At 60.4% G+C, this 12234-nt stretch carries 14 protein-coding genes; 10 read left to right on the forward strand and 4 right to left on the reverse strand.

What is annotated here, in order from left to right; translation table 11 throughout:
- Window positions 1-3 precede the first annotated feature (3 nt).
- Window positions 4-981, forward strand: a complete 978-nt coding sequence (locus G3O01_RS31000) for a substrate-binding domain-containing protein (protein WP_205810751.1) — start codon at window positions 4-6, stop codon at window positions 979-981.
- A gap of 79 nt (window positions 982-1060) precedes the next feature.
- Complete coding sequence (locus tag G3O01_RS31005; protein ID WP_205810753.1) at window positions 1061-2581, forward strand: sugar ABC transporter ATP-binding protein; 1521 nt, start codon at window positions 1061-1063, stop codon at window positions 2579-2581.
- 11 nt (window positions 2582-2592) lie between these two features.
- On the opposite strand, the gene G3O01_RS31010 is transcribed toward G3O01_RS31005, so the two are convergent.
- Window positions 2593-3231 carry an NUDIX hydrolase gene (locus tag G3O01_RS31010; protein WP_205810755.1) on the reverse strand — a complete coding sequence of 213 codons (639 nt, stop codon included), beginning with the start codon at window positions 3229-3231 and terminating at the stop codon, window positions 2593-2595.
- Between the two features lie 75 nt (window positions 3232-3306).
- Between G3O01_RS31010 and G3O01_RS31015 the strand changes: the two genes are divergently transcribed.
- The 6 genes from G3O01_RS31015 to G3O01_RS31040 all read left to right on the forward strand — a co-directional run bounded on the left by G3O01_RS31015 (window position 3307) and on the right by G3O01_RS31040 (window position 9014).
- Window positions 3307-3810: a hypothetical protein gene (locus G3O01_RS31015; RefSeq protein ID WP_205810757.1), complete on the forward strand. Its 504-nt coding sequence runs from the start codon at window positions 3307-3309 to the stop codon at window positions 3808-3810.
- A gap of 238 nt (window positions 3811-4048) precedes the next feature.
- The gene (locus G3O01_RS31020) at window positions 4049-4912 is read left to right on the forward strand and encodes a hypothetical protein (protein WP_205810758.1); all 864 of its coding nucleotides are present in this window, start codon (window positions 4049-4051) and stop codon (window positions 4910-4912) included.
- A 138-nt stretch (window positions 4913-5050) separates the two neighbouring features.
- Window positions 5051-5911, forward strand: a complete 861-nt coding sequence (locus G3O01_RS31025; RefSeq protein ID WP_205810760.1) for a MurR/RpiR family transcriptional regulator — start codon at window positions 5051-5053, stop codon at window positions 5909-5911.
- Window positions 5912-6014: 103 nt separating this feature from the next.
- On the forward strand, window positions 6015-7055 hold the full coding sequence (locus G3O01_RS31030; protein WP_205810762.1) for a C45 family peptidase: 1041 nt from the start codon (window positions 6015-6017) through the stop codon (window positions 7053-7055).
- Window positions 7056-7088: 33 nt separating this feature from the next.
- The gene (locus G3O01_RS31035) at window positions 7089-8426 is read left to right on the forward strand and encodes an aspartate aminotransferase family protein (protein WP_205810764.1); all 1338 of its coding nucleotides are present in this window, start codon (window positions 7089-7091) and stop codon (window positions 8424-8426) included.
- A 33-nt stretch (window positions 8427-8459) separates the two neighbouring features.
- Complete coding sequence (locus G3O01_RS31040; protein WP_205810765.1) at window positions 8460-9014, forward strand: carboxymuconolactone decarboxylase family protein; 555 nt, start codon at window positions 8460-8462, stop codon at window positions 9012-9014.
- Between the two features lie 146 nt (window positions 9015-9160).
- On the opposite strand, the gene G3O01_RS31045 is transcribed toward G3O01_RS31040, so the two are convergent.
- On the reverse strand, window positions 9161-9451 hold the full coding sequence (locus G3O01_RS31045) for a DUF4148 domain-containing protein (protein ID WP_205810767.1): 291 nt from the start codon (window positions 9449-9451) through the stop codon (window positions 9161-9163).
- A 338-nt stretch (window positions 9452-9789) separates the two neighbouring features.
- Between G3O01_RS31045 and G3O01_RS31050 the strand changes: the two genes are divergently transcribed.
- Complete coding sequence (locus G3O01_RS31050; RefSeq protein WP_205810769.1) at window positions 9790-10215, forward strand: OsmC family protein; 426 nt, start codon at window positions 9790-9792, stop codon at window positions 10213-10215.
- 104 nt (window positions 10216-10319) lie between these two features.
- Window positions 10320-11156 carry an isocitrate lyase/phosphoenolpyruvate mutase family protein gene (locus G3O01_RS31055; RefSeq protein WP_205810771.1) on the forward strand — a complete coding sequence of 279 codons (837 nt, stop codon included), beginning with the start codon at window positions 10320-10322 and terminating at the stop codon, window positions 11154-11156.
- Between the two features lie 39 nt (window positions 11157-11195).
- Here the strand turns inward: G3O01_RS31055 and flhC are convergent, their stop codons facing one another.
- Entirely contained in the window at window positions 11196-11855 is a 660-nt protein-coding gene (gene flhC / locus G3O01_RS31060; RefSeq protein WP_205810772.1) for a flagellar transcriptional regulator FlhC, read from the reverse strand.
- A gap of 15 nt (window positions 11856-11870) precedes the next feature.
- Window positions 11871-12191, reverse strand: coding sequence for a flagellar transcriptional regulator FlhD (flhD, locus tag G3O01_RS31065; RefSeq protein ID WP_205810774.1), 321 nt, complete (start codon window positions 12189-12191; stop codon window positions 11871-11873).
- Between the last annotated feature and the right edge of the window lie 43 nt (window positions 12192-12234).

A 12234-nucleotide genomic window follows, 5' to 3' on the forward strand; every position in this document is an offset into this window, starting at 1 on the left:
AGCATGCGAAACAATCACGTCGTGGCCTTTGGCCTTATTTGTTCGGTACTCGCGTTGGGTCTTTCGGGTTGCAATCGACATCCGGAAGCAAGCGCTTCGGGCGGCGGTAAAACGCTTGGCGTCGTGCTGCCGAACCTCACCAACCCGTATTACGTCGCGATGAAAAAGAGCTTCGAAGACAGTGGCGCCGCAAAAGGCATGCACGTCGAAGTATCGATTGCGGACAATGACGACGCCCGGCAATTATCACAGGTGCAGAGCTTCGTTCAAAAGAAGGTCGATGCAGTCGCCGTGAATTGTGTGAGTTCGGGGCCGTGTGTATCCGTCATTTCGGAATTGAATCACGCGAACATTCCCGCATTCGCCATCAATATTCTTCCTGACGCTGACGGCATGAAGCAGCAGGGCGCGCGCATCGTGCAAGGTGTGCAGACCGACCAGAAGGCGGGTGGGGTATTTATCGGCCAGCAGTTGTTGAAGGATCTGGGTGCGAAGGCAAATGCCGTAATCGGCATTGTCGGAGAGCCGACTTCAATTGCGGCGAATGCGCGTGACGACGGCTTCAAGCAGGCGATCGCAACCAATCCGAACATGAAGGTGGTCGCGCTCGTGAACGGGAAAGTCGAAGAGACGACTTCCCTGAAGGTCACGACGGAAATGCTTCAGGGCAATCCCAACATGAACGTCGTCTACTCCGACACGGAACCGTCGGCACTGGGTGCACTCGCGGCGATCAATCAGCTCGGCCTGAAAGACAAGGTGAAGCTGTACGCATTCGTCGACAAGGAAGGCGTCAAGCAGATTCAGTCGGGCGATGTACTGCGCGCTGGCGCGATTCAGGAGCCTGTGAGACTTGCGTCTCTGCTGGTCGAAAGTGTCAGCCAGCAGTTCGCCGGCAAGGAACCCTCGGCGATGGTCAACAGCCCGCCCTTGCTCGTGAACAAGGACAACGCCGGTCAAGTTGTCGGGCAGGCTTACTGAGTTGAGTGGCATGCGGCCATGCGCTGATATGGCCGTTCGTGCGTATCTCCTGACTTGCGTTTGCACAGGGAATTGAGCGATGAGTAACAGCAATCGTCAGTATCGGGCACGCGACATCAAGGTGTCGTTTGCGGGCGTGCAGGTATTGCGTGGCGTCGACTTCGATGTGGTGCCTGGGGAAATTCATGGCCTCTTTGGTCACAACGGCGCAGGCAAATCGACATTGCTCAAGATCCTCGCGGGCGTCAATCCGCAGGACTCGGGTGAACTCCTGATTGGCGACGAAACCATTTCACTGGCCTCGCCGCGAGACGCGCTGCGTCAGGGCATCGCCTGCGTTTATCAGGAGCTTCGACTGATTCCCGGCATGACGGTCTGGCAGAACCTGTTTCTGGGCCGCGAGCTGCGCAAGAACGGCTTGCTCGACGAAGCGGCAATGAAAGCGCACACCCGTCAGGTATTGCATGACTACAAGCTGAAGATCGAGCCGCTCAGCCTGGTCAGGGATCTCTCTCATCCCGACAAGCAGATGCTCGAGGTCGTCGCCAATCTGGACAGGGACGCCCGCTTTCTCTTTCTGGATGAACCCACGACGGCACTCGAAGGCGCACAGGCTGAAGCGCTTTTGCGTTCGGTGCAGCGTATTGCCAGAGAGAAACAGATCGGCGTTGTTCTTGTTTCGCACAAACTGGACGAAGTACTGGGCGTCTGCGATGAAGCGACGGTCATGTGCGGCGGCAAAGTGATTTATCACGCGAAGAGCAATATCGCCAAGCAGGACATCATCGATGCGATTGTCGGGGACGCGGGTCCATCGCTCGACGAAAGCGGACGGCCGTCTCGCAAGGTCACGGGCAACGAAGCGCAGCCATTTCTCGAGGTCCGCAATCTGTCTACGGGACGTTTGAGGGATGTGTCCTTGCAGGCATGGCCGGGTGAGATCGTGGGTATTTATGGACTCGCCGGAGCAGGCCGCACCCGGTTCTGTAGAACCTTATATGGGCTCGAAGAAGTACTTGGCGGGGAAATCCGAGTGGCGGGCGATGCTTATTCGGCGCGCAATCCGGCGCAGGCCATCCGTCAGGGCGTGGGCTATCTGACGGAAGAGCGCAAGAAGGACGGCATCGTGCCGCTGATGTCGAGTTTCTCGAATGCGACCTTGCCGATACTGCGCCGCTTCAGAAAGCGTGCGCTGGTGGACCACAACTCGGCGGCGCAAAGCGCTAATCAGATACTCGTCGAAATGAACACGCGCGGTGATCTGCGCGGCCCGATCAAATCGCTGTCGGGCGGCAATCAGCAAAAGGTATTGCTCGCGCGTGTGATCGGTCAGGACGCCCAGCTTGTGCTGCTCGACGAACCGACGAAGGGCGTCGACATCGGCGCCAAGGCGGATATCTATGCGATCATTCGCCGCATGGCAGCGGAAGGTCGATGCGTGGTGGTCGTGTCCAGCGAGGAAGAAGAGCTACTGGAAATTGCCGACCGGGTTCTCGTGTTCCATCAGGGAAGCTGTGATGGTGTCGCGGTCGAGGCTGAAGATCTGAGCGTCGCGGGTTTGCGCAAAGCGGCCTGGAGTGGAAATACCAGCATGCTTTAAATCGCGCTGACCTAGTCGAAGTCGATGCCGCCTGCTCGATACAGTTGATCGAGCTTTTGAATCTGCGCAGGAAGGATTCGACCGAGCGAAAGAGAAGGAAGGTCGTCGAGACTGAAAAAACTGTGATCGTCGGTCTCCGTGCCGATGACCGCGCCGGCTGTCACGATCGAGCCGAGAAACACCAGCTTCCAGATATGAAATACGGAAGCAGGGTGATCGTGTTTGTTCATATCCCACACCGCGAGCAATCGTTCGATACGCACGGTGTATCCGCTTTCCTCGCGCACTTCTTTTGCCGCATTTTCGGCGGGCGAGAGGCCTATGTCGGCCCAACCTCCGGGAAGCGACCAATGACCATCCGCAGCTTCACGAACAAGCAGGATTCGACCGTGATCGTCGAAGACTGCGCAGCGTACGTCGAGTTTTGGATTGGCGTAGCCGGATTCGTAGGCGAACAACTCCGCGACTTCGCTCGCGTCCAGTGAGCCGATCTCGGCAAGCTGGCTGTGGGCAATCCCGGCTATCTCGTCGTAGCGCTCCTTGTCGAAAGGACTGGTCGCGTAGTGCAAACCCGTTTGTGCGAGTGCCAGCAGGCGACGGGCCTGTTCGAGACGTTTCGGTAGTGGTTGGGTCGTGGTGGGTTCCGTCATTTGATGGCTCGCCGGGTGTGTCACATTTCACTGATTCAATGGCCTGCCGACGATACATCGACAAGAAGATTGTAGATGGCAAACTTCACCTGTGACCCTTTGGAGTGGTGCGGCGAAGAGCACCGCAGATATCGTCAAGGATGTGAAAGGAACATGATTGTGCAGAGGACTGGCATAGCGCTTTGTGTGGCAATCGTGCTTGCGAGCAACGTGCAGGCGGCTGTCAACGACCCGGACAGGATTGGATGTTCTGTCGACCAGGACGAGGTATCTCACGACCTTGAAGTGAAGCAGTCCAACGGCGGGATCGTCAGCTTTTCATATTTGTCTAGCGTTCCCGGGCAGGGGATTGCGACGAATTGCACGATTGATTCCAGCCTGGTTAAAGGTACACCTATCGTTTCGTCCAACATGATGACTTATCCCATGTTGGATGGCGATGTCATAACGGTCACAAAGACGGCTCGTGGCTTCGTGTTCGATATGTCGAAGCTGGACCAGGTGAAATATTGTAGCGGTCCTATCGCGTCGAAAATTTTGCTTCAGCCTGGGAAAAAGAAGTGCGTCCTCCTGCCTTGAGCGAGTACGGAGATGTTTCGCGCGTGTTTGTGTTGATCCTAAGACCGGCTGAATCTGAAGCGACTGCATCTCTTCGCTGGACCCGGCAAGGGACTTCCATTCGTTGAGTCGGAATTTGTCGCGTTGTTTACGAAAGCAAATGAGTGAGCGCAACCGCAAAACAATACCTTGGCTCTCAAGTAACGTAGCACGCGGTCGATATTACATGCCTCCTCTCTGAATTCTTCAGCGGCAGCACATGAGCTACGACCTCTACTTTAATTTTTCCGATCCCATCCCTGGCGTAGAAATTGAGCGTTTTTTCGGTGGTCGAGCGAATTACCAGGTCAACGATGGGGCGACCTATCAAAACGCGAGCACGGGTGTCTATTTCACGTTTCTGTGGTCACGCGATGGAAATGGCAACAAGGTCAGCCGCGTCTCATTCAACATCAACTACTTCAGACCTCATGTGTTTGCACTGGAGGCGGAGCCGGAGTTGAGCGCATTCGTAGCACGGTTCTCGCCCAATATCGAGGACCCGCAACTCCATGGCATGGGCTCTGGTCCCTATGCGCGTGAGCGCTTTCTGGCTGGATGGAACACCGGCAATGAAGCCGCTTACGATGCGATTCTGCGAATGCAGCAACCTTCACAAAAGGTCTATACGTTGCCCTCAGCCGAGCTCGAAAGTATCTGGCGATGGAATCTGCTCATCGGTGAAACGCAGGCGAAGTTCGGACAATCGCTGTTTGTTCCGAGAATCATGATGCTGGCGGTCAATGGTGAACTCATTACCATAGCGGTCTGGGGAGATGGGATACCGGAGCTCATTCCGGAGGTTCAGGCTGTGCTCGTTGTGCGCGACGCGCTTTCGCCGTTGAAGGGTTCGAATACGAAGGATAGGTGCCTTGTCTCACAGGACAAGCTGGACAGCATCCTCGCGCCCCTTGCCAATAGCGGCTACCCGCGGCGCGTCAGAATTCCCCAATATAACGAACCACCCCAGGCGGTTCGCTCGTTCATTCAATCCTTGATGCCGACCAGTGACCACATAACCGGCATTCCACTCGAGAGCGTGCTCGACCGCGAGCTTGCCTCGAAATACGCGCACGTCCAGTGAAGGTTGGTCCTGCAACCCGTATCGATGAAAGCGCTGCTCAAAAGTCGCATTGGTTGAACGCTTTTTCTCGAGAGGCTTGAATCGCCCCCATACCCCAGTGATAACATTTGTTGTCATCCTCAACGCCCGGTACACCGTATGCCCGACAACTTCGACCAGCTCGCCGCCCTGATCCGTGGACGCTTCTCCGAACTTAGTCCGCAATTCCAGATGGGCGCGGCGTTTCTGCTCGATCATCCCGATGAGGTGGCCGTCTCGTCGATGCGCAAGGTGGCCGAGCGCGCGCAGGTGCAACCCGCGTCGCTGGTGCGTCTGTCGCAGCAACTGGGCTTTCCGGGCTGGAACGAATTGCGCGATCTGTTCGTCGCGCGCGTGCGCACGCGTCCGGAGCCGCTGACGAGCCGCGCCCGCTCGCTCGTCAAGGGCCACGCCAAAGACGCGCTCGCGCACGATCTGCTCGTCGCGCAACAGCACAATCTCGAAGTGACGGCCGCGCACAACACACGCGTTACCGTCGAAGCCGCGAGGCTCTTGCGGCGCGCGCCGCATGTGCATGTCGCCGGATTCCGTTCGTGTTATCCCGTCGCGTTCGGCTTCGTCTATGGATACCGGCTGTTCCGCTCGTCCGTGTCGCTGCTGGCAGGCGAAGCGGGCACGCTCGAAATGCAGTTGCGCGGCATCGAACGCGATAGCGCGACCGTGGTGGTCAGCTTCGCGCCTTATTCCGTCGAGGCGGCGCGCGTCGCCGAAGCCGCGCTGGAGAAGGGCAGCAAGCTGATCGCGATCACCGACAGCGCCGTGTCGCCCATCGCGCTGAACGCCGACAAGGTGTTGATCTTCTCGCACGAAAGCCCGTCTTTCTTCCCGTCGCTGGTGGCGGCGACGGCGATCGCAGAATCCCTCGTCGCGCATCTGCTCGCGCTCGAAGGCACGGACGCCGTCCAGCAACTCGAACTCGCCGAGCAGTCGCTGCATGCGAAGGGCGCTTACGTGCCCTGATCGCACTCGTAACAACACGCGCGCACAATGCATCGACATTGACAACATATGTTGTAATGAACTATAAATACGCATCGCGTGTTGATAGTGTTCGAGGTGTCGTGTGTCGAAGCAGGCTTGGGAGTTGCATCGGATAGCGGGCGAGCCGTATGAAATTGGCCGTCAGCTCGGCGAGCTGGCGCGGCCGGTATTCGATGCATACATGCAGCAGAGCACGGCATGGCGCGACGTGCAGGCGTGGCGCGGCCATGCCTTCGTGCAGCATCTGCGCGACGCAGCGCACAGGCATTTTCCCGACCAGCTGGCTGAACTGGATGGCATCGCCGCCGGTCTCGGCTGGCAGGCGGAAGACATTTTCCTGTGGAATTGCCGCGGCGAACTGGTGCACAACACGCCTGACGGCTGCACGACTTTCGCGGCTGCACGCGACGTCGAAACGCTCATCGCGCACAACGAAGACGGCGATCCTTTCCTGCTGGGCAAAGGTTGGCTCGTCGATATTCAGCCGCGAGGCAAGCCCGGTTTCATCAGCTTCTATTATCCTGGCTCACTGCCGGGCCACACGTTCGCGGCAAATCGCGCGGGTCTCGCGCAGGCGATCAACAACCTGCGCATCCGTCGGCCGGTGACAGGTGTGCCGCGCATGATCCTCGCGCGCGCCGTTCTCGATCAGCCGACGCTCGATGCAGCCGCGAATCTTCTGAACGGCACGCCGCGCGCGAGCGGCTTCCATCACACGCTCGGCGCAGCGGGCGAGCGTCGCGTGCTCAGCGTCGAGGCCACGGCCATGCGCTGTTCGATCCAGACTGTCGAACGCGTTTCAGGTCACGCGAATCACATGATTCATCCCGGCTGCGAAGACGAACCGCAGATCGTCACCGATTCGTCACGCGATCGCCAAACGCGAGTCGGCGTACTGCTCGAAAACGATAAAGCGCCGCTTGACGGCGCTGCGCTCGTCGACATGCTGCACGACCAGGCGCCTGAAGGATTGCCCATTTACCGCGACGACCCGCACGACCCGGACGGCGAGAACACGCTCGCCACCGCACTTTTCACGATCCGCGACGACGGCGTTGCGCTGCAGGTTCATTCGCAGCACGCCATCGTCTTCGAAACCTTCATTGCACGCACGGCGGCCTGAGCGCCACCGCCTTAGCCCATCCAAGGAAAGCGCATGACTACCGTATTCCACCGCATGCCGAAGCAGACCTTGCCCGTTGCCGTCAAAGGCGAGGGCATCGAGATCGTCGATTCGACGGGCAAGCGTTATATCGATGCATCGGGCGGCGCGGCTGTCTCGTGCCTCGGCCACAGCAATCAGCGCGTGATCGACGCGATCAAGCGCCAGGCGCAGGAACTGCCGTATGCGCACACGTCGTTCTTCACGACGCAGCCTGCCGAGGAACTCGCGAGCTACCTGACGGAGCGCGCGCCGCAAGGGCTCGGACATGTGTACTTCGTGTCGGGCGGCTCGGAAGCCATCGAGGCCGCGTTGAAGCTCGCGCGCCAGTATTTCGTCGAAGTAGGGCAGCCGCAGCGCCGGCATATCATCGCGCGGCGTCAGAGCTATCACGGCAACACGCTCGGCGCGCTCGCGATCGGCGGCAATGCATGGCGGCGTGAGCCGTTCCTGCCGCTGCTGATCGATGCGCATCACGTGAGCCCGTGCTACGCGTATCGCGAGCAGCGCGCGGACGAAACCGAAGAGCAGTTCGCGCAGCGCCTCGCCGATGAACTCGAACAGAAGATTCTCGAACTCGGACCGGACACGGTTGCCGCCTTCGTCGCGGAGACAGTGGTCGGCGCGACGGCGGGCGCCGTGCCGCCCGTGCGCGAATATTTCCGCAAGATTCGCGCGGTGTGCGACCGCTACGGCGTGCTGCTGATTCTCGATGAAATCATGTCGGGCATGGGCCGCACCGGCTATCTGTTCGCGTGCGAAGAAGATGGCGTGGCGCCCGACCTGCTGACCATCGCAAAGGGCCTCGGCGCCGGTTATCAGCCGATCGGCGCGACGCTCGTGAGCGACAAGATCTATCAGGCGATCACCGGCGGCACGGGCTTTTTCCAGCACGGCCACACGTACATCGGCCACGCGACTGCATGTGCCGCCGCGCTCGAAGTGCAACGCGTGATCGCCGACGATCATCTGCTCGATAACGTGAAAGCGCGCGGTGAACAGCTTCGCGCGCTCTTGCGCGAACATTACGCGCAGCATCCGTTTATCGGCGATGTGCGTGGGCGCGGGTTGTTCGTCGGCGTGGAACTGGTCAAGGACCGCGCGACGAAAACGCCGTTCGATGCGAAACTGAAGCTGCACGCCGCGATCAAGCGCGAAGCGTTTGCGCGCGGCCTGATGGTGTATCCGATGGGCGGCACCGTGGACGGCAAGATCGGCGATCATGTGCTGCTCGCGCCGCCGTTCATCTGCACGCCGCGCGATATCGAACAGATCGTCAGCCGTCTGACGGATGCAATCGATGGCGCGCTCGCCGCATCGGGCGCGGCCTGATCGAACCACGAACCCTTGTACGAAGAGCTACCGATGACCAACCGCTTGCCTGCATTCGACGCCAGCCACGCCACGCCCGAGCAGAAAGCCGTGCTCGACGAAATCCTGTCTGGCCCGCGCGGCAATCTGAACGGGCCGTTTCTCGGCTGGATTCACAGCCCCGAACTCGCGCAGCACGCGCAGCGCCTCGGCGCATTCTGCCGCTACAAGACGGGCTTGCCGCTGCGTCTGTCGGAACTCGCAATTCTCGTCACCGCGTCGCGCTGGCAGGCGCAGGCCGAATGGTTCATCCACTATCCGATCGCAATCGACGCCGGCGTGCGCGCCGAAGACGCCGAAGCGATCCGCCAGGGCCAGACGCCATCGTTCGCCGATGCGGACGACGCGCTGATCTACGCGTTCGCAACGGAACTGTACGACGCGAAGCGCGTATCCGACGCGACCTACGCGAAGACGGTCGAGCATTTCGGGCATGAAGTCACGATCAACCTGGTGGGCCTGCTCGGCTATTACGCGCTGGTCGCGATGACGCTGAACGTGTTCGACATGCGCGCGCAAGGGCAGGACTCGCTGCCTTTCGCTGAATAACCCTGAATAAGCCCGAATAAGCGCTTTCAACGCGACAAAAGCAAAACGAAAGGCCCCGGCTGACTTTACGAGTCAGCCGGGGCCTTCGTTCATTCGACCGCAGTGCGTGATCGGCCGATCACACGCGCGATGTCACAGCGTGGCGCTCAGTTGCCGCGGAACGTCGAGAAAATGCGTTGTTCGACGCTCGGGCGCTTGCCCGATTCCGACGTGCCAGCCTGCACGCCGCCGACTTCCGACGATTGCGCCGATGCGCCGAATTGCGGCTTGGCGGGCGGATACGCGACATCGTTCGTGTCCAGCGAACCGTTTTGTTGTGCGGCAACCAGTTCGGCCTGAACCTGAGCGCGCGTCACGGGCGCGTTCGATTGCGCGAACGACAGGGCGGGAACGACCAGAGCGGATGCGACGACCACTGCGGAAATAAGCGACTTCATGACAACCTCCGAGAACATTTTGTTGATCAGTCCGGTTTGAACGCGGTTTGAACGCTCATGTCCGAACCGTTGATCAGAGTGTATTTCCGCGAGGGTGATGAAAAAAGAAGCAGATTGGAGAAAGATTCTTGCGGCAGGTGAAATAATGGTCATGCACGGGGCTTCACGGCAGCGCCACCGATATCCGCCTATGATGAAGCCTCGGTCTACGCCTACGGCCTACACGTTCGGCGCAGCGTGCGTGACCGGTGCCGAAGCTGCGGAAATCGGGGCGGGACCGTCGCGGCCGGCATCGTCGTTGGGAGCGCGGCGGCGCGAACTCGATCCAGGAGAGACTAATGAAGCGCAAAGCATCGGCAATCTGGCAGGGCGGTCTGCAGGACGGCAAGGGTTCGATTTCCACCGATAGCGGCGTGCTCAAGGACACGCAGTATTCGTTCGCGACGCGCTTCGAAAACGGCATCGGCACCAATCCCGAAGAACTGATCGCGGCAGCGCATGCGGGATGCTTTTCGATGGCGTTGTCGGCGGAACTGGGCAAGGCCAACATCAAGCCGGAGCGCATCTCGACCACGGCCACCGTCACGCTCGACAAGGACGGCGGCGGCTTCGCGGTAACAGCGTCGCATCTGGACGTAGTGGTGAAGATTCCGGGCGGCGACCAGGCCGCATTCGACAAGGCAGCCGCCGACGCTAAAGCCGGATGCCCGATCTCGAAGGTATTGAACGCGACCATCACGATGGACGCGAAGCTCGAAACCTGAGCGCAGCGCGGCCAGGGCATCTTTCCCGTTTTGCCCGGTCAGGCGAGCGTGGTCCGGGCAGAACTTCCCTTTGCAGATCCACGCCCGCGACGGGTGGAGCAGCCATGACAACACAGGCAGACAAGGCGCGCGCGTTTCGCGCGCTTCATGAGGCGAGCGGTCCGTTCATCATTCCCAACCCGTGGGATATCGGCTCCGCGCGCCTGCTGGAAGCGCTCGGCTTCAAGGCGCTGGCGACCACGAGCGCGGGCTATGCGTTCACGCTCGGTGTGCCGGATAACGCCGTCGGCCGCGAACAGATGATCCGGCATCTCGCCGAACTCGCACCGTCGACGGATCTGCCCGTCAGCGCGGACCTCGAAAATGGCTTCGGCGACGCGCCGGAAGACGCGGCCGAGACGATTCGGCAGGCGGCGGCTGCGGGCGTCGTCGGCGGTTCGATCGAAGATGCGACGGGCCGCACGGACGATCCCATCTACGCGCATGAGCTTGCCGTCGAGCGCGTGCGCGCCGCCGTCGAAGCGGCTCGTGCACTGCCGTTTCCATTCACGCTGACCGCGCGCGCGGAGAACTATCTGGTCGGCCGCGCCGATCTCGCCGATACGATCCGCCGCCTGCAAGCCTTCCAGGAAGCGGGCGCCGACGTGCTCTACGCGCCGGCGCTGAGAACGCGCGAGGATATCGCCGCCGTCGTCAGTTCCGTCGACAGGCCCGTCAACGTGCTGATGGGCATGGCAGGCATGTCGTTCTCCGTCGACGATCTCGCGCAGATGGGCGTGAAGCGGATCAGCGTGGGCGGGGCGCTCGCACGGGCTGCGCTGGGCGCGTTGCTGCGCGCCTCGAACGAGATGCTCGGGCGCGGCACGTTCACGTACACGAACGAAGCGGCACCGACGAAAGAGATCACTGATCTGTTCGCGTCGGTGCGCAAGGCCGGTTGAAGCGGGCGCAGTCCCTTGCGCGATGAACGGATAGCCGTGTCACGCAGCTAACACGGCTTCCTCGAAGACGCCAGGCGCGACGGTTGCGACCGTCTCGACCACGTTGACGACGACAGGCAGGTCGACGACCTCCACGACGACCTCCACGACGACCTCCGGCAGCATCTCGCGCTTTGCGGCAGCGGCCTTTCTTGTCTTGCCGGCGCGCGACGGCGGCTGGCATGCATCGCACACGACGTTGTGCTGCAGGTCGTGCTTGTGCGCGATGAACTTGCCCGTGCAACGGCAACAGGGTGTCAGTTGAAGCAGGTTGGCATCGAAGAAGCGCACCAGCGTCCACGCACGCGTGAAGTCGAGCACCGGCTCCGACTGGCTGTGACCGCAATGTTCGAGATACAGGCGGTAGCCCTTGGTCAGCGCATCCAGATGCGAGCAGTGCGCCTCGTCCCTCAGAAAACGATACGTGTTGTAGAAGAGGGAGGCGTGAATGTTCGCGAGCCACGTCGTGTACCAGTCGGCCGAGAAAGGCAGCATGCCTTTGGGCGGCGACACGCCTTTGACTTCGCGGTAAAGACGGATCATGCGGTCGCGCGAAAGCGTCAGTTCGCTTTCCAGCACCTGCATGCGCGCACCCAGTTCGATCAATGCGATTGCGCGGAAGACTTCCTGTGCGTCTTCAGTGAGGCTTTTCTTCGACATGTGCAGTCCCCCGCTCTAGCCGAACTGTTTGGCGGGCTGTCCTGCGAGCAGGATTGCCGCGTGCGTGGAGGTCACCTCGGCGTGCTTCGAGGTATGCGTGAGCGCCGACAGCAGCGCGTGATCGTTGAAGCGGAACGAGCAGAGAAGCTGCTCCGAACTGGCGAGCTTGACGATCTGCGCGAGTGACAATCCGGCAAGAATGTCGGCCACCTGCGACGACAGGCCCAGACGGAACATGCCGACTGCCCTGTCCTCACGCAGGATGCGCTGCGCAAGCATGATGTACGACAGATTGATTTCGCGGATCTGTTCGACTACTTCGTGGCTACCGTCCATTTTTGTGCTCCGAAGTTTTTGAATGCTTTCCCGCTATTGGCCG

The organism is Burkholderia sp. Ac-20365 (assembly GCF_017104715.1).
Taxonomy (GTDB): domain Bacteria; phylum Pseudomonadota; class Gammaproteobacteria; order Burkholderiales; family Burkholderiaceae; genus Paraburkholderia.